We start from the raw sequence: 24170 nt of genomic DNA on the forward strand, positions 1-24170 counted from the left end.
CCAGACTCCACGAAAACTAGTTGGTCGGAACGGGTTTGCGAAGCAACAGGACCAGCGGACTCACCAGCAGCATCGCCCACATCAAAATCTTGAATTGGTCGACGATGGCGATAAAAGCCGCCTGGCCGGTGATCAGTTCGTTGAGCCCACCCAGTGTCGGCAACGACGTCGAGGCCGCCACGCGATACGCGGTCAGATGGCTGGCCAGCGCCTGGTGCATCGCCTGCGTGTTGTTGAAGAAGCAGGCCTGCACCACCGCCACGCCGATCGTGCTGCCGTAGACCCGGGCCAGATTGAAAAAGCCCGTCCCTTCCGGGCGCAGCTTCGGGTCCAGGGTGCTGAACGCCACCTTGCTCAGCGCCGGCATCAATACCCCGAGACCGGCGCCCTGGAGCGCACCCGCAACCGCCACTGGCCACCCATCCATCAACGGCGAATAACCGAGCATCAGCCAGTTGGCATAGATCACCACGGCGATGCCCCCGGCCACGAAGGGACGACGGTCGAGACGTTCGGGAACGCGCCCCATCAACAGGAAGGCACCGACCAACCCGACACCGCGCGGTATCGTCAGATAGCCCGTGGTGTCAGGCGGAAAGCCGAGCAGTTCATCCAACATCGGCGAGGTCAGCGCCATGGTCGACAGCAGCACAAAACCGAGGGCGAAAAACATCACGGTGGACAGCACGAAGTTGCGGTCCCGGAACAAGCCCTTGCTGAGGAAATGCACCTTGGCGGTCAACACATGCACCACGAACAGGTAGAGCCCCAACGCACAGGCCACAGCTTCCAGCCAGATCTCCAGTGAAGCGAACCACTCCAGGCGCTCGCCACGGTCGAGCAACATTTGCAGGCCGATCATGCCCAGCGTGAAGCTGCCGAAGCCGAAAAAATCAAAGGGTGGGCGTTGCTCGGCCTTTTTCTCCTGGAGCAAAAGGGTCACCACAAGGAAGATGAACGCCGACAACGGAACGCTGATGTAGAAGATCGAGCGCCAGCCGTAAAGCTCGCCGAGCCAGCCACCGAGACTCGGGCCGCTGACGATGCCCAGCAGCACAATGGCCGTCCACCTAGGGCCAAATGTCCCACGCCGTGCAGGCGGCAAAGTCTCCATGGCGATGGCCATCGACAGCGGTGCCAGCACACCACTTGCGGCGCCCTGGACAATCCGTGCACCGACGAACTCCAGCGCAGTGGTTGCCTGGGTCGCGAGCAGCAGGCCAAGGATGAAGAACGCTATCGCGGCTTGATAGACCACCTTCAAGCCGTAGCGACCGGCGAGCCACTGCGCCAGCGGCAGGGTGATCGCGCTCGCCGCCAGGTACGAAGTGAAGACCCAACCCGCCTGGTCGTCGCTCATCGACAGGGCGCCCTGGATAAACCGCAGCACCGCATTCGGCAGCGGCAGGCTGGCGGACTGCATATAGGTCACGAACAGCGCGGCAAACCTGAGGGTACGCGCGCCCTCCCCTCCGGGCTTGGCGTTCATTGGTCAGTCCCCGCGCTCAACAGCGCCGCGAGCGGCTGCCACCAGGACGAGCGATAGCCGGTGTCGACCTTGACCGTGGCACTGGTACCGGAGAACAGCGGCAGATCCGGATCGGCTTGATCGAGTTCGAGTCGAACCGGAACCCGCTGGACCACCTTGACCCAGTTGCCGGTGGCATTTTCCGGCGGCAACAGGGCGAAGTCCGCGCCGGCCCCCGGGCTCATGCTGATCACGTGGGCCTTGAAGGCGTGCCCCGGATAGGTATCGATACGGATGGTCGCGGCCTGGCCCGGGTGCATATGGGTCAACTCCGTTTCACGGAAGTTGGCCTCGACCCAAACCCGCCGGGACAACAGGGCAAAAGCCGGCGCACCGTTGCTGACATAGTTGCCGACCTGCAGATCATCGACCTTGGCGACGATGCCATCGTCCGGCGCATAAACCGTGGCGTACGAGAGGTAGAGCTGCGCTTCGTCGAGTTGCGCCTTGGCTTCACGGATCGCCGGGTGGCTATCGACTTCGATATCCGGATTACCGTTCAACGCAACCACCGTGCTGGCGATCTGTTGTTCGATAGACGCCACGTGCTGCCGTGCCATTTTAAGGTCGGTGTCCGCACGCTCGTAGACAGAACGCGAGACGAACTCGGTCGCCACCAACGCCTGCTTGCGGGTGAGCTCCTTTTGATCGAAGCCGGCCGACTCCTTGGCCGATTGCAGTTCAGCCTGTTGCTGGCGGTAGCTGGCCTTGAGCCCCTGGATGCGCAGCCGCACCACGCTCAACTGGGCTTCGGCGCGGTTGACCGCGATCTGGAACGGCTCCGGATTGATCCGAAACAGCACCTGGCCCTTGCGCACCCACTGGTTGTCCTCAACGGCGATTTCCACCACCTGCCCGGAAACCCGAGCGTTGACCGAGGCCTTCGCCACCCGGGCGTAGGCGTTGTCGGTCGAGACATAGGGCTCGCCGGCCAGATAGCGGGCATACCCGACCGCCGCGAAAAGTACCGGGACACCGACCATCAGCAGTGGCCGCAACCGCTCTTTGATGGGTTTGCGGACAAACGTGCCAGCCGGGTTCGGCCCGGGGTGCTCGAAGCTCTGCGAAGCGGGGATGTCGAACTGTTGGGTCATGATCGAATGCACCTTTAACCGGGAAATCGAAACCGCGAAATCACCTGCGGTCCCGAGATCAATCGTTGCTGTGAGAAAGCAGTCCATGCGCGGTCTGGAGGGTTGCTCCACCGCACCTGTTTCATCGCAGCACCACCCGCTTCGAGCTCCGCCACAACAAACCTGAGATTCAGGAACTTCTGGTTCCTTAATTTTGTGCGATGGTGTAAGAATATCCCCACGCAAGCCTTCACTCAAGGATTTTTATACAACATGGCACAAAATAAAATTACCGAGGCCAAAGGCCGTGGCCGACCTCGTGCGTATGACCCGCAGACAGCCCTGCAGCAGGCGCTTGGGGTTTTCTGGAGTACCGGGTATGCCGGCGCGTCGCTGGACAGCATCGCCACGGCGGCCGGGATGAACCGTCCCAGCCTGTATGCGGCGTTCGGCGACAAACACGCCCTCTATATCAAGGCATTCGAGCAGTATTGGGCGCAGGCCTCGGCCGCCGTGCACGAGGCACTGACGGACAGCAGGCTGACCTTGCGCGAGGCGTTGCTGGGTTTCTACGAGGGGCAGTTGTCGATCTATTTCTCGGGTGACGGTCAGCCACGGGGTTGCTTTGTGATCGGCACGGCCACCACCGAGGCCGCCGAAGACCGTGAAATACGCGACCTGCTTGCGGATCGCCTGAGCCAGCTCGATGCCGATCTCGAAGCACGCCTGCGCCTGGCCGTCGACGCCGGCGAATTGAAAGCCGATGCCGACCCGGCCGCCCTTGCCGTACTCGCCTCCTCCCTGCTGCACAGCCTTTCGATACGGGCCCGGGCGGGCAAGTCCCGAGCGGAGCTGACGGAGCTGGCAGGCAATGCGGTCAAGGTGATCTGCGGGTGAGATCGAATGGACTGCTCGGCACCCGCCGGGCTTGTGAGGTGTGGTGTGGCTGAAAGACTCGAAGACATTCTTGATGAAGGCCTTGCGGTGATTTTCTGCGGCATCAATCCGGGACTGCTGGCAGCCGCCCAGGGGCATCACTTTGCGGGCCGAAACAATCGCTTCTGGCGCACGCTGCATCTGGCCGGATTTACCCCCGAGGAAATCCACCCGGAAAACGATCGGACGATCTTGCAGCATGGGTGTGGATTGACCGCCGTGGTTGAACGGCCCACGGCGCGCGCGGATCAGCTGTCCCCTGCTGAGTTCACCGCCATCGCCCAGGACTTTGAACACAAGATCGCCCGCTACGCGCCCCGTTTCGTGGCCTTTCTCGGCAAGGCGGCGTACTGCGGATTGTCCGGCCAACGGGACGTGGCCTGGGGCCTTCAGCCACAGACCTTCGGCAATGCCGCGGTCTGGGTCCTGCCCAATCCCAGTGGGCGCAATCGTGCGTTCAGCCTTGATCAACTGGTGGCCGCCTACCGTCAACTCCATCTGACAGCGCACGGGCACCTTTCGGCCCTGGAAAAGACCGAATCCTAATTTCTCGATACCCCCACCCTATTTATCAAATTGCACCTGCCCACCTGCGATGACCTAATCAGAGCTTTGTTAACTAAGGCTCACCAATGGAAAATGTACGAGCTTCAAGCACCCACGCCGCATGGTTGATGGTCAGTGTGGTGTTGGTCGCCCTCAATCTGAGGCCTTCCATGGCCGCGGTCGGGCCCTTGCTATCGGCGATTCGCGGCGATATCCCCTTGAGTTTCAGCGCGGCCTCGCTGCTGACCATGCTGCCGGTCATGGCGATGGGGTTGGCGATGTTCCTCGGGATGCGTTTTGCCCAGCGCTTCGGCGAACACCGCACCATTGTCCTGTCCTTGCTGATCATCGGCCTGGCGACGGCTTCGCGACTCTACCTGGACAGCACCGTCGAGCTGATCCTCAGTGCGGTGCTGGCAGGCCTCGGCATCGCCCTGATCCAAGCGGTGATGCCGGCGCTGATCAAGTCGCGCTTCAGCAATAACGTCTCGCTGTTCATGGGGGGCTACGTGACCTCGATCATGGGCGGTGCCGCGCTCGCAGCGTCGTTCTCGCCGTTCGTCCTGGCGCAAACCGGAAGCTGGCGGATCAGCCTGGCCATCTGGGCGCTGCTGGCGCTGGTCGGCCTGGTGGTCTGGTTCGCCCAGCGCTCGGCGGTCCCGCACTTGCCGCAGACTTCGACGAGCACCCAACAGGAGTCGTTCTTCGGTAACTCAAGGGCCTGGCTGCTGGCGATCTTCTTCGGCCTCGGCACGGCGTCCTACACCTGCGTGCTGGCCTGGCTGGCGCCCTATTACGTGGAAAAAGGCTGGAGCGAACAAAGCGCCGGCTTGCTGCTGGGCCTGCTGACCGCCATGGAAGTGGTGTCCGGCCTGGTCACCCCGGCCATTGCCAACCGCAGCCAGGACCGCCGCCTGGTGCTGGCGGTATTGCTGCTCTTGATCATCGCCGGCTTCTGCGGCCTGAGCCTCAGCCCGCAACACTTCACCCTGCTCTGGCCATGCTTGCTGGGCCTGGGTATCGGCGGATTGTTCCCGATGAGCCTGATCGTCTCCCTCGACCACCTGGACAACCCGCGTCGTGCCGGCGGCCTGACCGCGTTCGTGCAAGGCATCGGCTATCTGATCGCCGGGCTCTCGCCGCTGATTGCCGGGGTGATTCGTGACCAGTTGGGCAGCTTCGAGTGGGCCTGGTGGTCGCTGACGGCGGTGATGGCCGTGATGATCGTGATGGTCTTGCGCTTCAACCCGAAGCATTACGCACGGCACATCCAATAGTCATCGAAGGTCCTTTCAAGGTTTCCACATGGGCTGATCAGCCCGTGAGGAAACCTTCTGGAGGCAAAGACGGAGATGGCCGGGCATCCGTGAAAATCTATTCAAGGAACGAAAGTATCGTTTGCACTCACCTTCAACCACGGGTGCAGCTGCGTCGTACCCGCCAGATCCGAGAGGTACATGGGCGCACCGTCATAGACGATGGTCTTGATACCCTCACCGCCGTAACCCTGCTGACGGCCCCGTTCGACAATCTGCCTGAACATGGCCGGGGTCACGAACAACCTGATATTGCCCAGCGTGCCCGCCAGCTCAAACAACTCGTCAGCCTTGAAACCACGAGACTCGGGAACGACATGGCGGGCGGCGCGGCGCACATGGATCAAGTGGTAAAGGCCCGCGCAGTGAGACATCGGCGCGGCATACACCACCGCATCATCCGCGCCGAGCGGATCGGTATCGGCCGGATAGCGCAGTGACATGGCCGTCAGGTCGCCGTGGCTGAGCATCACGCCCTTGGCGTCGCCGGTGGTGCCGGTGGAGTAGAACAACCAGGCCAGGTCATCGGCCTGACGCGGACAAGGCCTGTCGGGGGGCGCAGCGGTCGAAACAAGCGCGCCCATATCCTCTCGATCCAACTCCAGACAACCCAGGGGCAGTCTCTCGGGCGAGAACACCTGGCCGCCATCGGTGAAAATCAGCCGGGCCTCGGTGTTACCGACGATCCAGCCGGCTTCGACGGGGTGCAGCTTACAGTTGATCGGCACCGCTACCGCCCCGGCCCACCAGATGGCGTAGAGCAGCTCGAGATATTCGCAACAGTTCTCCATGAACAGGGCAACACGGTCGCCAGGGACAATCCCGTGTTCGTCGATCAGGTACGCAGCGCGGTAGCGGACCAGGGCGGCAAAGGCGCCATAGTTGGCGACTTGCCGCTGCCCTTCGAACAAGGCCGGCCGCTCCGGGCAACGCTGGCCGGCGGCGTCCAGCCAGTTGGCAATATTCATGCTCATCCCTCGTGAGCCTGAAGGACCGAGGCGTCGCTAACGACCACAACGAGGGAGACACAATCATGAATCATGGCGATTTTCTTCTTGGCAAGGATAACGCGAGAGCCAGACCTTTATAGTGAAGGGGTCGCCCACACGCTATTTAAAAAACAAATTCCATCCCCTAATATATAAATCGGCTGCTTGGCTAAAAATATGAGCAAAAGTAACGCCTATGGAACCTGACCGAGACGGATTTTATGCTCAATAGCAATTTGCTCAGAAAGCTGGACATGCAGGACCTGATGGTATTCGTCGCAGTCTATGAGCAGAGCAGCGTCACCGAGGTTTCCGAAACCCTTTGCGTCAGCCAGTCCACCGTGAGCTACTGCCTGAAAAAGCTGCGGACCAGCTTCGAGGACGAGCTGTTCATCCACACCCGTAATGCCATGTGGCCGACCAGCAAGGCCACCAGCATGTACAGCCATGTGGTCAACATCATAAAAAAAATCAACCTGTGTCATTCCGGAATAAACGTATTTGACCCAACCGAAAAAGAGATCATTTTTAATATCTGCGCACCGGAGTACTTCGAACTCCTGATCCTTCCCGACCTGTTGAAAAGCTTTATCAAGAGTCATCTGCCAATCATCGTGAACACCCACAAATTCCATAAGGATGTTCCGGTCGAACAACTGGTAGACGGTCGCATTGACCTGGTTATTTGTGCCGGTCCGAATTTTCACCGTGACGCCAAGCCCTTCAAATCAAAGATATTGCTGGACGATGACCTGGTGTGCGTGGTCGACAAGCATTTCACGCCGCCAGAGAACAAGTTCAATCTGGACACCTTTGTCGCACGTCAGCATATCTTTCCGACGCCCTGGACCTCAGACACCAATATGGTGGATGGCTGGCTCGGCAAACAAGGCTATACCCGGCAGATTGTCGCCCGCGCCAATAGTTATGTGGCGGCACTTGAAATGATCAGTGGAACCGATCTGGTTCTGATGTTGCCTCGCCGTCTCCAGAGGCGGATCTGTGATGAAACAAAGTTCGCTTTTTGCAAGCCGCCATCGGGTTTGCCCAGTTTCACAATCGACATGCTGTGGGACAGGAAAGCCGAGCAAAACAGTGCCAACACCTGGCTGCGTGAGCAGATTGCCAAGGTTTGTGCCTAGGGGCGGGGAAATGACGCCTGGAGTCCACGAGTGCTCATGGATTTGGAGTTTCTTTATCAGGTCGCATTATTTCGGACAGTACATTAATACTCCAGAATGATCACGCATCGAAATCCGGAGGTTCACGCATTACCTCGCGTGGCACGATGTCCAAATCCACACCGCCTAAAGGTTCGATCCGTGCCCGAATGGCATCGACCAGCGAGCCGGAGCGCTCGGACACTACAGGCAATGCCGGACGCAGAATATAGCTGGCGTCCTCCTCCATGGAGCGACCATGTAGCGCCGCCTGCACTCGCAAGCGCGCTTTTAGCTGTTCATCAACATTACGAATCGTCATGCTAGTCTTGGCACATCCTACCGTTCATCAATGAACGCATTTTAAGCATTGATTGCAATCAAGACAGTTCCTTTACGATCTTGAATGCATCTTGCAACCCATGCACCGTCAGCGCACCCCTCTGGCAACCGCCAGCAAAACACCAAAGCCCACCAGCAACCCGCCGAACGCCCGGTCGATCCAATGCCGCACCGCCAGCAACCGTTCACGCACGGCGCTCGCCGAAAAGCACAAGGCAACCACACTGAACCAGGCCATATGCGCCCCCGAGATAAAAGCCCCGTAACCGATCTGCACAGCCATCGGCGTATCGGGACGAACCACCTGCATGAACAGGCTGATGATGAAGATCGTCGTCTTCGGGTTCAGGACATTGGTCAGGAAACCCGTGCGCAGCGCGGCAAAATCCGACAGCGGTGCAACAGCGCTCTCGGCCAGCGTTCCACTGGGCTGGGTCCGCAGCATCTTCAGGCCCAGCCAGATCAGGTATGCAGCCCCTGCCAGCTTGATGGTGTTGAACAGCCACAGCGACTGCTGGATCAGCAGCCCCAGGCCAATCAGGGTGTAGCTGACGTGGACCAGCACGCCCAGCCCGATGCCCAGTGCCGTAAGCACGCCCGCTCGGCGGGACAACATCAGGCTGTTACGCGTCACCATGGCAAAATCGGGGCCAGGGCTGATGACAGCCAATAGGGTAATGGAGATCACAGCCAAGAGTTCCGCCATCGCCAATCCTCTGGAAAACGTAAAAGTTGGCTTGATCATAAACGAATAGCTTTCAGACCAGAAACGATGATTGCTCATGTTTCATTTGGCGAGCGGAACCCGGCACGCTATCGTGGAACACTAAGGTCCCGATCTTTTAAAGTGACCTAATCAAAATCAATACCTGGAGCAGCACGAGATGATTGTGAGCCCCTACAAACTGTTCAACACCAAATCCATTATCAACTCCATCGCCGCCATCGCCATGACACTCAGTTGCACCTCTGCCTTTTCACTCGATGCGAGCAAAGCACCGGGCCACAACTTTCCCATTCTGACCAGTTCGTACCTTCTCCAGGATTTCAATGGCGCCAATCTGCCGGAGGAAGTATCGATCACTGACAATCTGCAAAATGCCTACTTCTACACAAACTGCTATACCGCAAACAATTGCCACAAAGGCGTGCCTGAAGGCGCCATCATCTTCAACACGCCTTCAGGGCTCAAAGCCACGGCCCACAGCGACTACCCCCGCGTTGAGCTAAGGGGCAAACGAGAATTCGCCATCGGCGGCCCGTTGAATGCCAGCCAATCCGGTGAAGCCTATATCGTCCAGAACCCACAAACCAAATCCATTATCTTCGCGCAGATTCATGGCGATAAACCCGGGGGATCGGAGTTGCTCAAACTCCGTTGGAAAGACGGTGCCATTATCGCCGGAACCAAAACACACTATGGCGACAAAGAGAGCCGATCAACCTTGTTATCAGGCATCCGCCTTAACGACAAAATAGATTACACGATAGAAGCCAAAGGTTCTGCCAGCGAAATGACCGTGCTGGTTAAAGTGACAGCGCAGGGGCAAACATCAACCCAGACGTTCACCTTTCCGAAATCAGGCTGGGACGGCGTGAACCTGTATTTCAAAGCCGGCAATTACAACCAGACTTCCGATGCCGCCGGAGAGGCGGCTATTGTGGCGTACAGCGCCCTGAATATTAATTACGAATAAAACAGAGGCGAGCGGATTATCGGGCATGGAGTCACCTGTTTGATCCATGTCTACAACTCCACATACACCAATCCCTTGAGCCGTCCGATACAGGCGTCATGCAAGGCTTGCGGCGCACTCTCGATCCCGCTGAACTTCGAGGACAGCAGATGGAGACCGCCATCGCGTTGCCATACGGCGAGGCGCTCGATCCATTCGTTGAACGCGTCGGGATCGTTGTCGGCACTGTAGCCACGTAGCGTCATGCCCTTGAGGATGAGCTGAAACGAATCGAGCTCCACCGGTGCGACTGTTGTCGCGCCCTTGGCCGCCAGCTCTGCGCTCAAGGCACCGAGCAGCACGAAGCGCGCCCCTTGCCGGGCGACCTCCACCGCGGCACGCAATTGCTCGCCGCCGACGATGTCCACATAGACATCGATCCCCTCTGGCGCAGCAGCGGCCAACAGTTCAACCATCGGCGTGCTACCGGTGACGATAACCTCGTCGTAGCCGAGTTCGGATTTCATCCACGCGGCCTTGTCATGGGAACTGGTGCTGCCGATGACACGCCCTGCCCCGAGCCGGCGGGCAATCTGCCCCGCCATCGAGCCGATGGCACCCGCGCCGCTGGAAACGAAAACCGTATCCCCTTGCCGAACCTCGACACCGCGAGTCAGCGCGGCATAGGCGGTCCAACCATGACCAAGATGGGACACCGGATCGACGGGCCCTGAGCGCAGCGGTACACATTGGTCCAGGGCGACGGCCGCGTACTCGCGCCAGCCGCAATGGTGTGAAACCAGATCGCCAGGCTGCAAGCCGCTCTCGGGCGGTGCCGATACCACCTCACCAATCGCCCCGTCGGCCAGCGTGTCTCCCGGATTGATCGGCGCAAACGGGATGCCTTTGATGTCCTGTGCACCGATGCTCATCATCAGACGCGCGGAAATCGAGATGCGGAACCACCGATTGCGCACCAGCACCTCGTGGGCGGCAGGATGCGGCATCGGCGACTCGACGATCTCGAAATGTTCGGGGCCTGGTGTGTGATCGGGACGCCGCACGAGTTTGATTTCACGAGAGGTCAGGGGTAGCGAAAACATGGTGATTTCCTGATGGAAGGTGGGGGCTTGCGTCACGATACGGTCAACCGACGTGAAGGTTCTGTGCGATGCAGGTACACCGCGAAGGTGTCCCAGGGCAGTTCAATGGACAGCTGCTTCATGATTTGCCCCACTTCACCGCGGTGGTAGCCGCCATGCGTGACGACGTGGGCCAGCATTTCCTCGCGTGACATATACCCGCGATCGCCATCGGTAAAAACGAAAGGCACGGATTCGGCCAGCAATGCCGGGGTCACCGTGTCCAGATACTCGAGGTACCAACGATCGGAGGCGACTACCGCGACGCGCAGCTGCGCCAGCGACGGCGTATCCGCTGTGTTGTCGGTGGAAAATTCGTGCTTCTTGCCAACGAGATGTGCAACAAATATCTGGCTGACGACAAGGGAGTGATTGATCAGGCGCAAGGCGCTGTGGCGTTCGTCTTTGTGGCGTTCGGGATCAAAGCCTTCCATCTTTTTCAACAGCTCGCCGTTGGCCCATTCCTGATAGCTGAACAGCCTGCGGAGCAAGGGTAACGAGCTCATGATCAGTGATCCCTTTTGACGTTATGGAATGTGAGTAATATGTTTATATTTTGATTCCCAGGGGTATTTTTTGACTACTCGTATTCCATCGCCGCCCTCCCCGATGCGCAAGGAACCACGCCAGGCGCGCTCCCGGGCCACGGTCGATTCCATTGTCCAAGCGGGTGCTCGCGTTTTGAGCGAGCGAGGCTGGGCCGGTTTCAATACCAACGAGGTCGCCGAGGTGGCCGGCGTCAGCATTGGCTCGCTCTACCAATACTTTCCGGACAAGCAGGCGTTGATCGAAGCCATTCGGCAACGTCACCTCAATGAGGTGCTGGCAGTCATTCGTGCGGTGCGGGTCGGTGAAAAGTCCGCCAGGCAACTGGTGGAGGACCTGGTCGGCGGCATGATCGCGGCACACAGCGTTCACCCGGAACTGCATCGGGTGCTGCTTGAAGAAACCTCGCCGTACGCAAACTCGGTATCCGATCAAAGCGTCTTCGAAACGGAATACCTGGCGCGCTATGCCGCCGTTGTGGCGGCCTACCCTGGGTCACGAAGTCCGATGGTGGCGCAAGTCCTCTCCGCCGCCGTTGAAGGAGTCATCCATAGCGCGGCCCGAAGAGGAACCTTGCAATCCCCCGAGCTGAAAGAAGAGTTGCTCCACCTGGTCTGCGCGTACCTGGCACCTAAAGAGGTGTGAGCCTCCCCCGGCAATTCCCGCACTGGCCTCAGCGCGATCTTTTCGAAAAATAGTGCGCCGGAGAATCGCCGAAGCAGCGCCGGAACATCGCAATGAAGTTGCTGGGGGTGGCGTATCCCAGCGCGTCCGCCACCTCGGCGACAGAAACACCCTTGGCGAGCATTTCCAATGCATGGGTCAAGCGCGCCTGCTGGCGCCACTGGGCAAAGCTGTTTCCCGTTTCGGCCAGGAACAGGCGTGACAACGTGCTGGGCGACAGTCCCGCCCAGGATGCCCAGGCCTGCAGGGTGCGGGTGTCTTGCGGCTGCTCCAGCACCGCGTGGGCAATGCGCAACAAACGCCGATCACTGGGCATGGGCAGATGCAACGGTTCATGGGGCGCCTGCCGGATCTCGTCCAGAAGCACCGCAATCATCCGCTCCTGCGAGGCGTCCAACACCTCTTGTGCCGACCAGGACACTGCCCGGCGTACCAGGGCGTTCATCAACTCACTGATGCCAATGACACAAGGCTGATCCGGCAGCTCGCGGGAAGCCTGCGGAGTGATCAGGACCGTCCAGCCGCTCATGGCGCCGCTGATACTGACCTTGTGCGCTTCATTGCCGGGTATCCAACCCGCGCGGTTGGGCGGCAGCAGCCAGGAACCCTGCACCGTTCGGACATGGACCAGACCGCTCTCGACGCAGAACAACTGGCCACGCAAGTGATGGTGCCAGTCGTATTCGCGGGTCCCCAGTCGAAACTCGTTGTCCGGCGCGTCCTCTCCCCTCAAGGCGATCAACGCGGGGCCGTCGCTGCGCTCACTGTGATCCAGCGCTGGAATCGTGGGGATCTCGCTTGCTAGCGGCATGATTCAAATTCAGTATTTTTAGATAAAACAACGTTATCTGCCTTTGATGAAGTCGTCCAACACTGTCTTCGTGGCTTCAACGCCGTCCACCCACTTCAGACGAACTTGCCAAGGCCTTCCCATGAGCGACACCCAGCCCCTCTCCCCACCCGCTACGGCACCCACCAGCGGGAGTAGCGCGCCACCTGCAGCACCTGCCAAAAGTAAACGCCCCTGGCTACTGCGCCTGCTCGGGGCCACCGTCGTGCTCGGCGCCATCGCCTGGGGAAGCTGGTACGGCCTGTACGGACGTTGGTACGCGACCACCGACAACGCCTATGCCCAAGGCAATGTCGTGCAGATCACGCCACAGATCCCCGGCACCGTGGTGTCGATCGGCGCCGACGATGGCGACTTCGTCCAGGCGGGTGCCGTGCTGGTGCAGTTGGACCCGAGCGACGGCCAACTCGCCCTGGCGAGTGCCGAAGCCAACCTGGCGACTATCGTGCGCAAGGTCCGCGGCCTGTACAGCAGCGTCGATGGCGCAGAAGCCGACTGGGTTGCCCTCGGCGTCGCGGTGGACAAGGCGCGGGCCGACTACGAGCGGCGCAAGATGCTGGCGACCTCAGGGGCGATCCCCGCCGAAGAACTGGCCCATGCCCGCGACAGCCTGCTGATGGCACAAAGCGCGAGGCAGGCGGCGCGCCAGCGTTACCAGGCCAGCAAATCCCTGGTCGATGACACGGTGCTGATCTCGCACCCCGAGGTACAGGCAGCGGTCACCACGCTACGCACGGCTTTCCTCGGGCAAGCGCGGGCCACGGTAATGGCGCCGGTCAGCGGCTACGTCGCCAAACGCAGCGCCCAGCTCGGTCAACGGGTCCAGCCCGGGGAGCCGCTGATGGCGGTGGTGCCGCTGCACCAGGTGTGGATCGAAGCCAACTTCACGGAAATGCAGTTGACCGACATGCGCATCGGCCAGACGGTCGACATCCACGCCGATGTCTATGGCAATGCGGTGCACTATGACGGCCGGATAGAGAGCCTGGGCATCGGCACCGGCAGCGCCTTTGCCCTGCTGCCGGCGCAGAACGCGACCGGTAACTGGATCAAGATCGTGCAACGCGTGCCGGTGCGTATCGTCCTGACCCGGCCCGAGCAATTGGACAGCCACCCGCTGCGCATCGGCCTGTCCACGAGCGTCAGCGTCGATTTGCACGACACTCGCGGCGCCCTCCTGTCACAGCAATCACCCACCCAGCCGGTGCTCGACACCCGGGTCTACCGCGACCAACTGGCCCAGGCCGATGCACTGATCGAACGCATCATCCGAACCAACAGCAACCAGGCCCACCACACTACCGGCGAACCCACGCCGGATCGCTCATGAGCCGCCCCGCTCCGCTCGGGAGCTTTCGTCCGGCCAGTGTCGGCTGGACCAGCGTCGGCCTGGCGCTGGCGGTATTTATGCAAGTACTGGACGGCACCATCGCCAATGTCTCGTTGCCCACCATCGCCGGTAACCTGGGGGTCAGCAGCAGCCAGAGCGCCTGGGTCATCACCAGCTTTGCGGTCAGCAATGCCATTGCCCTGCCACTGACCGGTTTTCTCGTACGCCGCATCGGCCAACTGCGGCTGTTCCTCTGGTCGACCGGACTGTTCACCCTGGCCTCGCTCCTCTGCGGCCTGGCCCCAAGCATGGGCCTGCTGATCCTGTGTCGCGCCCTGCAAGGGGCGGTGGCCGGGCCGATGATCCCGACCACCCAGGCCCTGATGCTGTCGATCTACCCGCCCGAGCGGCGTGGCTTCGCCCTGTCGACGATCGCCATGGTCACCGTGGTGGCGCCGATCGCCGGACCGCTGCTGGGAGGCTGGATCACCGACAGCTATTCGTGGCGCTGGGCCTTTCTGGTCAACATTCCGGTCGGCCTCTTCGCCTGCAGCCTGGTGGCCAGCCAACTGCGTGGCCGGCCGGAGGCAACCGAGCGGGTCAAGGTGGATGTGATCGGGTTGGTGGCGTTGATCGCTGGCGTCGGCGCGTTGCAGATCGTGCTGGACAGGGGCAATGAAGCGGACTGGTTCAACTCGCCGCTGATCGTTGTGCTGTCCATCGTCGCGGTGATCGGACTGATCTTTTTCCTGATCTGGGAACTGACCGAGCGTGAACCCATCGTCAATCTGCGGCTATTGCACCATCGCAACTTCGCGGCCGGCGCGCTGGCCCTGGTGTTCGCCTACTCGGCGTTCTACGCGGTCAACGTGATCATGCCGCTGTGGCTGCAACGCACGCTCGGATACACGCCGATCTGGGCCGGCCTGGCACTGGCGCCGATGGGCATCATGCCGGTGCTGCTGACCCCGTTCATGGGCAAGTATGCGGCGCGCTTCAATATGCGCCTGCTGGTGTGCGGCGCCTTTGTGCTGCTGGCGAGTGCGTCATTCCTGCGGGCGGGCTTCGTGGTCGAGATCGACTTCCCGTACATCGCCCTGATCCAGCTGTTGCAGGGCCTTGGCCTGGCGCTGTTCATCATGCCGATCAACGTCATCCTGCTGTCCGACCTGAAACCCGAGCAGATCGCCGCCGGCTCCGGGCTGTCGACCTTCCTGCGCACATTGGGCGCGAGCTTGTCGGTCTCTATCACGTCGCTGCTGTGGGACCGGCGCACCACGGAACACCACGCACGGCTGGGTGAGTCGCTGAGTGCCTATGACGCCACCACCCGGCAGGCGGTCTCGACCCTGGGGCATGGCAACCCGACGCTCGGCCATGAGTTGTTGAACCGCATGGTCGATGTCCAGGCTTCACAGATCGCCTTCAACGATGTCGCGCTCGTCCTGGGTGCGGCGTTTCTGCTGGCCATTGCGCTGGTGTGGTTTGCCAAGCCGCCTTTCATCCCGAGGGCCAAGGCATGAACCGTGGTCGCCTGCGTCCTTTCAATACCCATCCCTGGAGAAAACCCATGACACTTGATCCGCAACGTTTCACCGTCTACGACATTCAGGCATTCCCCATCGTTATTACGCGCAATGACGCCATCGTTCCCGGCTACGCCGAGCAGTGGGAGCCATCGGCGCGACAGCTGCTGCTGGAGATGGACTGAAGGGGCGCCCTTGACCCGAAAAGCGGGGACACCCATCAGCGGGTCTCGAATCAGGACTGCAAGCCCCCGACAACTGCCGCACTATCTGTGCGGCCCGCCGGGGCCCATGAATATAGCGCAGCGTGACATGCACCAAGCCTCAAAAGGTGGCAGGAAACACCCGCTGCACCGACCTGCCGGTGTCAGGATCGGCGAGCACCGCCAAGAGAATGATGTTATTTTGACATCACTCGGATCAGGTCGTGAAGAATCGTTTAAGCTCCGAGATAATCACCTCTAATCCACCGAGCTTGCCACTTGAACATTCTGAATCAATCCAAATTCTCGACCAAGCTTTTGTCCTCATTTGCTATCTGCGCCCTGATCACCCTCGCCGTGGGTGGATTAGGCATGGCGGGGATCAACCGCCTGGCCGCTGCGCTGTCATTCACCTTTTCCAACAACCTGGTTTCGGTAGGCAACGTCAACGAGACGCTGTCCAGCCTGATCGCTCACAACCGCGAGCTCTACCGGTTGCTCGACGCTCAGGACGGCGGCGTGTCCGAAGCGGACAAGACGCGTATTCGCCAGTCCCTGGCAACGTATCTGGCTCGTGCGGAAAAGGCTTTCACGACCTACCGTGCCACGCCCCTGGAAGCTGATGAGCGGGCGGCGGGAGACCAGTACGCAGCGCGGTGGCCCAGTTATGTGGCAGGTGCCCAGAGGGTCATTGAGCTGATGGACGCCAACGATCTTGCCCAGGCACGCACTCGCTTGAACACCCTGTCACTTGACGTGTTCAACAACGCCCGCGATGACCTGCGAATCATGATCGATTCGAACAATCGGCAGGTCAAAGAAGGTGCCGAGGGCGCGCAGGAACTCAAAACCAGCTCCACACTGATGTTGTTGATCGGGATTGTGATCGCCTTTTTTGTGGCCGCCGCTCTTGGCATCTTGATTACACGCATGATCACCCGCCCACTGGCGGTAGCGGTCGAGCATGCGCAACGCATTGCCCGTGGCGATCTGACCCAGAGCATTTCCACGACCCGTGGCGATGAAGCGGGGCAATTGCTCAATGCCTTGGCGGACATGCAAGACGGCCTGAGGCACACCCTCCAGCAGATCGCCAGTGCCTCGGATCAGTTGGCCTCGGCAGCCGAGGAGCTGAGCGCAGTGACCGAGGAAAGCACCCATGGCCTGACGCGGCAGAATGATGAAATCCAGCAAGCGGCCACCGCCATCAATCAGATGACGGCGGCAGTCGAGGAAGTGGCGCGCAATGCCGTGTCGACCTCCGAGGCCTCCAAAGCCGCAACCGACGACGCCGCTCATGGCCGCAGCCAGGTCAACCATACGCTCACCGGCATCAGCACCATGGTGGAAGAGATCACCGAGTCCACCGAGACGGTGATCGAACTGGCCGGGAATATTCAGAGCGTCAGCAAAGTACTGGACGTCATCCGCAGCATCGCCGAACAGACCAACCTGCTGGCGCTCAATGCGGCCATCGAAGCCGCCCGTGCTGGCGAACAGGGGCGCGGGTTTGCGGTGGTGGCCGATGAAGTGCGAGCGCTCGCACACCGCACCCAAACCTCAACCGTAGAAATCGAAGGCATGATCAGTAGCGTGCAATCGGGTGCCAATGGAGCCGTCACGGCCATGGGCAAGAGTCTGTCGCTGGCCACCAGCACCCACGAACTGGCCCAGAGCGCCGGGGCGGCGCTGGAGAAGATCAGCGACAGGGTCGTCAGCATCAGTGAGCGCAATCTGGTGATCGCTTCGGCGTCCGAAGAACAGGCCCAGGTAGCCCGCGAGGTCGACCGTAATCTGCTGAACATCCAGGACCTTTCGACCCAGACCGCGGCTGGCGCCAACCAGACCAACGCCTCCAGCCAGGACCTGTCACGCCTGGCCGTCGCCTTCAATGTCCTGGTCGCACAGTTCAAGCTTTAAGGGGCTGAGGGCGGCGACCAGTCGATCATGAACAACCATGAAATCGTGACTAAGCCAATGGCACCGGTGTCAGGACGGGGCGCCCTGAGAAATACGCCGTCAGGTTTTCAATGACCAGTTGCAGCGTGGCGGTGACCGCCTCCGGTGAGCGCCCCGCTATATGCGGCGTCAGGATCAGGTTGTTCAGATTGGCAAACTCCACTGGCACATCGGGTTCGCCTTCCACGACATCCAGTGCCGCCCCGGCGATTTCCCTGTTGGTCAGTGCCGAGATCAGTGCAGCGGTATCCACCACACTGCCTCGGGAGATATTGACCAGGTAGCCGTCGGGGCCGAGGGCCTTCAGGACCGTGGCGTCGACCAGATGAAATGTCCCCGCACCACCGGGCGTGGCCACGATCAGGAAATCGGCCCAGCTGGCCAAGGCCACCGGCGTATCGAAATAGGTGAAAGGCGAGTCGTATCGTGGATGACGACTGTGGTACCCCACCGACATCTCGAACCCACCGGCACCGCGCCGGGCAATCTGCTGTCCGATATTCCCCAACCCCAGAATCCCCAGGTTCTTTTTCGAGAGCATGGGACGCGGCTGCCTGGATCGAGACCATTGGCCTTGACGGACGGCGGCGTCAGCCTGCGGGATACCTCTGACAATCGCCATCAGCAGTGCGATCGCATGGTCGGCGACCGAAGCATCGTTGGTGCCAGGGCCATGGGTTACGACGATATCACGCACACGAGCCGCAACCAGATCGACCTTTTCGTAACCCGCGCCCTGGGCACAGATGATTTTCAGTTGAGGTAGAGAGGCCATTTCATCGGCCGAGAGCCCTGTAGACCCGTTTGTCAGAACCGCTTGAACCTGAGGGCCCAGGGTCTTGAGCGTGCTGACCTTCGCTTCGGCTGACAGCGCCACATGGGCTTTGAAGCCGGCAGCTTCCAGATGAGCAAGGCCCTCGGGAGCCAGCTCGATCAGAACCAGGATATCTCGGACCATGGACAGCTCCTCTCGGTTTAGCCTGTGGGGCTTTGGGTATTCCCTTCCCTCTTGTACCTAGAAGGATTCGGCTGGCTTTTTGGCCGCCTCAGCCACTTTATTCGCTTCAAGCTTTGGGAAGCCGAACCTGATAATCAGCGCCGAGTCAGAGCCTTCACCTGTCAACATAAGTTCTGCCGAACGTACGTTGTCTGGCAACGCAGCCAACTGCGCGGCAATATCTGTAAATTTCTTGTCGCGGTCCACACCTTCAATAAAGGTATAGCTCAACGTGCCACCACTCAGCCCGCCAGACTCGTAGTTTTGAAGCTTGGACGCGAACACCTCTCGACTTGGGGAGGTCGCGGCAAGCTGAATCACATCCAACTGGGACTTGCCATCCGACAGGGCAGACAGCTTAAACGTCTTGCCCAGTGTCCCTGCAGCACTGGCATACAAGTCCTGATCAAACGGGCTGACCAGGGAAACCATAATCAACTTGGCGCCGGAAAACACCAACGCCGCCATAAACTTGTGTTCAATGAAATCGACATTATCAAGACAAAGCGCTGTCGCCCCAATCTCGGCAGAGCAATCGTAGTAACCATCAGCCGTTTTGTAATCGGCCATTGGCGTTCCGTACGCGTAACTTTTGAAGAGGTTGTCGCTGGCTGCGGCATTCAACGAACAGGCCGCCATCCCCATACCCAAGAACAGGCCTGCCAGTAGCTTCTTTTTCATCAATTCACATCTCTATACGATCAAAGAGTCAACAGTGGCCGAATGCTACCAACCTTGGCCTTTCGCTGTCTTCCTCAATCCCACGACCATCTCCGCGAAGGTGCCCCGCAAAAGCCCGGCCCCCTGAGTGGTTTCATTGACCAAAATCAACATCTAAAATCATATAGATATCACGCTGAACAGCACGGGTTACGCCGAGGCAACGCTCAAATCAGCATCGCCAAGCCCTGCAAGCGCCCCTACGGCAATGGACCGCTGTTATCCACAATAACAATCCGCGGTTTACCCCGAGGTAGTCCTTGATGAATCTCTCTCCTTTGCCCAACCGAACCCACTCCTCGTCGTCGGGCACCCTGCGCAGCTTGCTCGACGCCCTGGAAGACTCCGGCCAGATGACCGAAGGGACCTCGCGGCGGACCAGGACAATTGCCGATACACTAACGGGGCTGACACGCCGCGGTTGAAGGTCCACCCAGCAATAGCAAACCCGGAGGCGATAGGACAGCGTAAGCCCCGCGCGCCCATCGCCGCCCGTGTTTCACCAACGCCACAGATATTTCCATGTCTATCCGGATCTCATCAAATGCCCACCCGGCCAAAGCCAACGCTTAACCTGCGCACTCTCATCCTGATGATTGCACTACTCTCCGCAGTCACCACCCTGGCCAACAGTTTCTGGGTTATCTACAAGGTTCAGAAACAGGAACTGATCACCCACGCACTCGATAACAACAAGGACTACGCCTCAAGAATCGCCGCCGGCATCGAGCAAGTCCTCAGCTCCGACATCGACAAGCTCAAATACAGCGCCAGTGTTATCGGCAAGGGTTTTAATGACCAGGGACGCCTGGGTGGCGAAGCCCTGCGATTGCTGAAGCAGGACAGCAGTTTCAATTCCATCCTGATAGCCAACGCCTCCGGCACGGTCGTGGCGTCGGCGCCAGAAGGTCTGAACATCAATGGCCAGGCGCTGCGCAACACAGAGCCACTGCAAAGCCGCGAGCCGCAGATCAGCAACTCATTCAAGTCCATCGCCGGCAATCTCGTGATCTTCATCTCTTATCCCGTATTCGGCGCCAGGGGAGAATACCTGGGCCTTATCGGCGGGACCGTCCGGCTCGACCAGGAAAACGCCTTGCACACCCTGGTCGATCAACATATCCGTCATGACGGGGCCTATGTTTATCTGGTCGACAAAACACGTCGCGTGCTCTATCACCCTCGACCCGACAACATCGGCGTCATCGTGGGAAATGACCCCATCGTGGATGCCGTCTTGCAAAAAAAGAGCGGTAGCGTCCAGTCGCACGATGCCAGCGGCATCGAGATGCTTGCCGGTTTCGAAACCGTTCCCAGCAGCGGCTGGGGCGTCGTTTCACAACAGCCGCTTAACAATACCCTCGCCACACTGAATCACCTGATGGCCAAGGTCGGCAAGGGAATAGCGCCGCTGGGACTGCTCGGCCTCGTTCTCATCTGGTGGTCGGGGACGAAGATAGCCAGCCCCCTTTCTCTACTGGCCAGGTATGCGAAACGCCTGGATGCTCCTGACAGCTATAAGCGCATCAGCGCGGTTTCAGCTTTTTTCAACGAGGCCTGGCAGATCCGTCGCGCCCTGCTGTTCAGCGTCGGGTTGCTCCAGGAAAAGATCGGCCGGCTGAACCGGCAGGCCCAGAGCGATGCACTCACCGGGCTGGCCAATCGCCGGGCCATGCAGGATGCGCTGACGCTCTGGGAGGAAACCGGTCATTCATTCGCGGTTGTGTCTCTGGACATCGATTACTTCAAGCGGGTAAACGACACCTTCGGTCATGGTGCGGGCGATGAAACCCTGCGCGTCGTCGCCGGCCTGATGAAACAGAACTCACGGGCGAACGACTTGCCCTGTCGGGTGGGTGGTGAGGAATTTGTACTGCTACTGCCGGACAGCTCACTCAAGACGGCGGCCGAAGTGGCCGAACGGCTTCGGGCCTCGATCGAAAGCGAATCCATCGATACCGTCGGACATATCACGGTTTCATTCGGCGTTGCCCTCTGGACGCCAGAGAGGGGGGCCATCGCCGCGGTATTCGACAAGGCGGACAAGCTGCTGTATCGGGCCAAGCAGAATGGCCGGAACTGCGTGATGGTGGAAGAAGCGGACATTCCCGATAGAACCTAGATTGGCGCCGTGCCGACAAAGTGGTCTTTACTCGGCACTCTTGCTGCCCATCAGGGTTGCCCAGGATCCCGACACCTAGCCGTTAGTCATCGAGGCGTAGCCCCATCTGCTCTTCATCATAAAAGCGTCCGCCGATCCACAGCACCCGTGGCTTGATGCCGAAGGACTCGAAGCCGAGTGAGCGATAGAAGCTGCTGGCGGCGAAGTTCTCGGTATTGACGCACAGATGGAGCTGAATGACCCCAGTCGCCTTGGCCTGCGCGACGACGGCTTCGAAGAGTTTTCGGGCCGTTCCTTGTCGACGGTAAGCCGGATCAACAAAGACCCCCCATACAAAGCCGGTGTGCTCGGCCTGTCGAACAGGCTCACGGTGCAGGCTGGTGACCCCAACCAGATCTTTTCCGGCAAAGGCCCCGAACACAATCTTGTGCACCGTGGCATGAAGCAGATCCTCGGTTTGCGCCACGGGCCACGCCAGTTCTTCCTCAACGGTTGGCCACATGGTGGCGGGGGAATCGACAATCGCACGAAGGCGGATTTCTCTATACGGTTGCGCGTCAATCTCCGACAGCGGCCTGACGGTGATATGGCTGTCTTGCATAGACGCGAAACCTCTTCTGCGAATTGAAAGTCACGTCCCGGCATGGGGCGTTAGTCCGGGATCTTGGCTGTTGAGTCTGAGGACCCAATACGTGGGTATAGCTTAGCCGGTGATATTCGCTGATGCGCTGAAACAGCTCAAGCGTCCGAACATGAAACTTTCCGTGCGGACGAAAGGAACGTTCAGCCACTCGGAAGAAGCTTACGGAAGTTGTTCTGGCATACACAAACCAACATCAGGGAACATGAAGAAATGTGTCAGGAATGACTACAATCGGATACAAACTTATAAGTAACGAGCTTATTGAAACTGCTCCCATATACAGAAGACGATAGCAGCAAGAAAAAAGGATTTTCAAAATAATGGCATCGACCTCTTGTTGGGTCAAAATCCCACGCCAGATAAACATCTTGGGAAACATGATCATCATGTTTATCAGCCCCTGCCTCCATGACTCTCCGAGACTGAACACCAAGGCCCGACCCTCGGAGATCTGTGGTGTCCCCGAAGCATTGGCGTTCCTATGTCAGGGTGTAAATCGCAAGACACAAAAAAAGCCGCCGATTAGGGCAGCTTTTGCTGATTCAGAGGCACTTCAGCCGGCAAGGCGGCCGACAGGCTCGAATTCGGCACCCTGAGCAAGGGCAACGTCAAGGAAACGGCTGCGCTTGTCAGAGCGCTTGGTCAATGCGGCACGGGCCTCAGCCTGGAAGCGAGCGGCCATCATCGGCTTGGGTTCATGCTTAGGCTTTTTCATAGACACCTCACGGGCCTTGAGATTTGATGGAATAGTATTACTGCTCAACGGCAATAACAGGGCGGCCGGTCGGATCGAATGCAAAACCGAGGCTTTCGTAGACACGCACCGCACCAACGGCTGGTTCTTGCACCTCAATGTAAGTGCAGCCGATCATCACAGCATAGTTTTCAAGCGCCGTCAGAGCCGGGGCCGCGACAGCGCCCCGCAAAGGGTGGGTCCGGTCAGGTTTCCCTTCGAGAATAACAATTTTGATGCACAGCTTGCTCTTTCAGGGAGACGCGTAGCACAAGCCGCAAAGCTCTTGATCGAACCATAGGGATACGTCGAAGCCTCTCGTATCGCCTTGCTTCCAATCATGTACTTCATGCCAAGGATACAAAGTATCTTCATCACCCCAGAGACCTGATGCTTCCACGGCAGCATGAGTAATAGGCTCATAGCTGATCTTCGACGTATCTATCCCTCTGGAGATCAAGTTCTGATTTTCCCGAGCCCACTGTTGGGCGGCCTTCCGAGCTTCCGATCGAAGGATCTGGTAGCGGTATCCATTTCCACGATTTTTAGACATGCAAAACCAACGGGACAATGCTGATTGCCGCCAGAATAACGTCTGAGAACTAGATGGGTTGGAGCCTTTCGTTTCGAGGCGTTACATAGAGCTTTCCGCTGACACCAATACAGAGTCAGCTAGGCCGGAATCGTTGGACCAAGGTGCAAAACGGTTGCGGGACCAGCCCTGAAGGTAGGGTTGTGTGTACCCGCCGCAATCATATGAGGCGCAAGGTCATGAGCCTCCAGCGCTGATGTCGATGCCCATCGCTCAATCAAAACAAACTGGTCGTCATTGCCAGCAACCCGATGAAGATCGTATTGCAGGCATCCCTCTTCATTTCTGACCAGTGGGGCAAGTTTTTCAAATGCATCAATTTGCGCCTGCCCTCGCCCTACCTGCGTGGAAATCAAAACAACCAGCTTCACTTCATTCGACATAAACAGGCCCCATGCTGGTATTCAGAAGTTTGATTGCACATTGCGTGTGCAGGCCACCGATCCCACGGATATGGCAGGAAAGCATGATTGCCACCCGTGCAGCAAGCCGGGTCGGAGTAGCACTCACCCTTGGGGGGGGGGGGCATACCGACAATGTCCTTTCGGCGTCCAGTC

24 protein-coding genes and 1 pseudogene are annotated in these 24170 nt (G+C 59.4%); 12 read left to right on the forward strand and 13 right to left on the reverse strand.

Annotated features, from left to right (window positions below; genetic code table 11):
* Positions 1-16: 16 nt before the first annotated feature.
* Entirely contained in the window at positions 17-1489 is a 1473-nt protein-coding gene (locus CWE01_RS23225; protein ID WP_100942883.1) for a DHA2 family efflux MFS transporter permease subunit, read from the reverse strand.
* Positions 1486-2622, reverse strand: coding sequence for an HlyD family secretion protein (locus tag CWE01_RS23230; RefSeq protein ID WP_100942884.1), 1137 nt, complete (start codon positions 2620-2622; stop codon positions 1486-1488). The genes CWE01_RS23225 and CWE01_RS23230 overlap by 4 nt, the downstream gene beginning before the upstream one ends.
* 252 nt (positions 2623-2874) lie before the next feature.
* Here CWE01_RS23230 and CWE01_RS23235 point away from each other — a divergent pair, with 252 nt between their 5' ends.
* The 3 genes from CWE01_RS23235 (at position 2875) to CWE01_RS23245 (ending at position 5360) form a co-directional block, all read left to right on the forward strand.
* Positions 2875-3498 (forward strand): TetR/AcrR family transcriptional regulator, encoded by a 624-nt coding sequence (locus CWE01_RS23235; RefSeq protein WP_100942885.1) that lies wholly within the window; start codon positions 2875-2877, stop codon positions 3496-3498.
* Between the two features lie 45 nt (positions 3499-3543).
* Positions 3544-4083, forward strand: a complete 540-nt coding sequence (mug, locus tag CWE01_RS23240; protein ID WP_100942886.1) for a G/U mismatch-specific DNA glycosylase — start codon at positions 3544-3546, stop codon at positions 4081-4083.
* A gap of 86 nt (positions 4084-4169) precedes the next feature.
* Positions 4170-5360, forward strand: coding sequence for a cyanate transporter (locus CWE01_RS23245; protein WP_100942887.1), 1191 nt, complete (start codon positions 4170-4172; stop codon positions 5358-5360).
* Between the two features lie 164 nt (positions 5361-5524).
* On the opposite strand, the pseudogene CWE01_RS23250 reads toward CWE01_RS23245, so the two are convergent.
* Positions 5525-6367: pseudogene (locus tag CWE01_RS23250) on the reverse strand (class I adenylate-forming enzyme family protein); the annotation flags it as partial.
* A 242-nt stretch (positions 6368-6609) separates the two neighbouring features.
* Between CWE01_RS23250 and CWE01_RS23255 the strand changes: the two are divergent.
* Positions 6610-7530 carry a LysR family transcriptional regulator gene (locus tag CWE01_RS23255; RefSeq protein ID WP_100942889.1) on the forward strand — a complete coding sequence of 307 codons (921 nt, stop codon included), beginning with the start codon at positions 6610-6612 and terminating at the stop codon, positions 7528-7530.
* Between the two features lie 100 nt (positions 7531-7630).
* Here the strand turns inward: CWE01_RS23255 and CWE01_RS23260 are convergent, their stop codons facing one another.
* On the reverse strand, positions 7631-7870 hold the full coding sequence (locus tag CWE01_RS23260) for a plasmid stabilization protein (RefSeq protein ID WP_100942890.1): 240 nt from the start codon (positions 7868-7870) through the stop codon (positions 7631-7633).
* A 108-nt stretch (positions 7871-7978) separates the two neighbouring features.
* Complete coding sequence (locus CWE01_RS23265; RefSeq protein WP_100942891.1) at positions 7979-8596, reverse strand: LysE family transporter; 618 nt, start codon at positions 8594-8596, stop codon at positions 7979-7981.
* Between the two features lie 178 nt (positions 8597-8774).
* Between CWE01_RS23265 and CWE01_RS23270 the strand changes: the two genes are divergently transcribed.
* The gene (locus tag CWE01_RS23270) at positions 8775-9587 is read left to right on the forward strand and encodes a polysaccharide lyase family 7 protein (protein WP_100942892.1); all 813 of its coding nucleotides are present in this window, start codon (positions 8775-8777) and stop codon (positions 9585-9587) included.
* Between the two features lie 50 nt (positions 9588-9637).
* On the opposite strand, the gene CWE01_RS23275 is transcribed toward CWE01_RS23270, so the two are convergent.
* Together CWE01_RS23275 and CWE01_RS23280 are read right to left on the reverse strand one after the other, a co-directional pair.
* Positions 9638-10669, reverse strand: a complete 1032-nt coding sequence (locus CWE01_RS23275) for an NADP-dependent oxidoreductase (RefSeq protein WP_100942893.1) — start codon at positions 10667-10669, stop codon at positions 9638-9640.
* A 32-nt stretch (positions 10670-10701) separates the two neighbouring features.
* Complete coding sequence (locus CWE01_RS23280; protein WP_100942894.1) at positions 10702-11214, reverse strand: DinB family protein; 513 nt, start codon at positions 11212-11214, stop codon at positions 10702-10704.
* 70 nt (positions 11215-11284) lie between these two features.
* On the opposite strand from CWE01_RS23280, the gene CWE01_RS23285 reads away from it, so the two are divergent.
* Positions 11285-11899: a TetR/AcrR family transcriptional regulator gene (locus CWE01_RS23285; RefSeq protein ID WP_218176960.1), complete on the forward strand. Its 615-nt coding sequence runs from the start codon at positions 11285-11287 to the stop codon at positions 11897-11899.
* 28 nt (positions 11900-11927) lie between these two features.
* Here CWE01_RS23285 and CWE01_RS23290 read toward each other — a convergent pair whose 3' ends face one another.
* Complete coding sequence (locus tag CWE01_RS23290; RefSeq protein ID WP_100942896.1) at positions 11928-12749, reverse strand: helix-turn-helix domain-containing protein; 822 nt, start codon at positions 12747-12749, stop codon at positions 11928-11930.
* Between the two features lie 121 nt (positions 12750-12870).
* Here CWE01_RS23290 and CWE01_RS23295 point away from each other — a divergent pair, with 121 nt between their 5' ends.
* The 4 genes from CWE01_RS23295 (at position 12871) to CWE01_RS23305 (ending at position 17767) form a co-directional block, all read left to right on the forward strand.
* On the forward strand, positions 12871-14118 hold the full coding sequence (locus CWE01_RS23295) for an efflux RND transporter periplasmic adaptor subunit (RefSeq protein WP_100942897.1): 1248 nt from the start codon (positions 12871-12873) through the stop codon (positions 14116-14118).
* Complete coding sequence (locus CWE01_RS23300; protein WP_100942898.1) at positions 14115-15641, forward strand: DHA2 family efflux MFS transporter permease subunit; 1527 nt, start codon at positions 14115-14117, stop codon at positions 15639-15641. The genes CWE01_RS23295 and CWE01_RS23300 overlap by 4 nt, the downstream gene beginning before the upstream one ends.
* 47 nt (positions 15642-15688) lie before the next feature.
* On the forward strand, positions 15689-15829 hold the full coding sequence (locus CWE01_RS33360; RefSeq protein ID WP_157815260.1) for a hypothetical protein: 141 nt from the start codon (positions 15689-15691) through the stop codon (positions 15827-15829).
* Between the two features lie 297 nt (positions 15830-16126).
* On the forward strand, positions 16127-17767 hold the full coding sequence (locus CWE01_RS23305) for a methyl-accepting chemotaxis protein (protein ID WP_100942899.1): 1641 nt from the start codon (positions 16127-16129) through the stop codon (positions 17765-17767).
* A 49-nt stretch (positions 17768-17816) separates the two neighbouring features.
* Here the strand turns inward: CWE01_RS23305 and CWE01_RS23310 are convergent, their stop codons facing one another.
* Both CWE01_RS23310 and CWE01_RS23315 read right to left on the reverse strand, forming a co-directional pair.
* The gene (locus CWE01_RS23310) at positions 17817-18764 is read right to left on the reverse strand and encodes a 2-hydroxyacid dehydrogenase (protein ID WP_100942900.1); all 948 of its coding nucleotides are present in this window, start codon (positions 18762-18764) and stop codon (positions 17817-17819) included.
* 57 nt (positions 18765-18821) lie between these two features.
* A complete protein-coding gene (locus tag CWE01_RS23315; protein WP_100942901.1) occupies positions 18822-19484 on the reverse strand; it encodes a hypothetical protein in 663 nt (220 codons plus the stop codon).
* A 302-nt stretch (positions 19485-19786) separates the two neighbouring features.
* Here CWE01_RS23315 and CWE01_RS33365 point away from each other — a divergent pair, with 302 nt between their 5' ends.
* Positions 19787-19948, forward strand: a complete 162-nt coding sequence (locus CWE01_RS33365; RefSeq protein WP_157815261.1) for a hypothetical protein — start codon at positions 19787-19789, stop codon at positions 19946-19948.
* A gap of 119 nt (positions 19949-20067) precedes the next feature.
* Positions 20068-21645, forward strand: a complete 1578-nt coding sequence (locus tag CWE01_RS23320; RefSeq protein ID WP_100942902.1) for a sensor domain-containing diguanylate cyclase — start codon at positions 20068-20070, stop codon at positions 21643-21645.
* A gap of 82 nt (positions 21646-21727) precedes the next feature.
* On the opposite strand, the gene CWE01_RS23325 is transcribed toward CWE01_RS23320, so the two are convergent.
* From CWE01_RS23325 to CWE01_RS23340, 3 genes are all read right to left on the reverse strand, one after another.
* A complete protein-coding gene (locus tag CWE01_RS23325; RefSeq protein ID WP_100942903.1) occupies positions 21728-22246 on the reverse strand; it encodes a GNAT family N-acetyltransferase in 519 nt (172 codons plus the stop codon).
* A gap of 595 nt (positions 22247-22841) precedes the next feature.
* Positions 22842-23108: a hypothetical protein gene (locus CWE01_RS33370; RefSeq protein ID WP_157815262.1), complete on the reverse strand. Its 267-nt coding sequence runs from the start codon at positions 23106-23108 to the stop codon at positions 22842-22844.
* A 585-nt stretch (positions 23109-23693) separates the two neighbouring features.
* Positions 23694-23996: a putative quinol monooxygenase gene (locus tag CWE01_RS23340; RefSeq protein ID WP_100942905.1), complete on the reverse strand. Its 303-nt coding sequence runs from the start codon at positions 23994-23996 to the stop codon at positions 23694-23696.
* Between the last annotated feature and the right edge of the window lie 174 nt (positions 23997-24170).

Source organism: Pseudomonas sp. QS1027 (assembly GCF_002814235.1).
Classification (GTDB): Bacteria; Pseudomonadota; Gammaproteobacteria; order Pseudomonadales; family Pseudomonadaceae; genus Aquipseudomonas.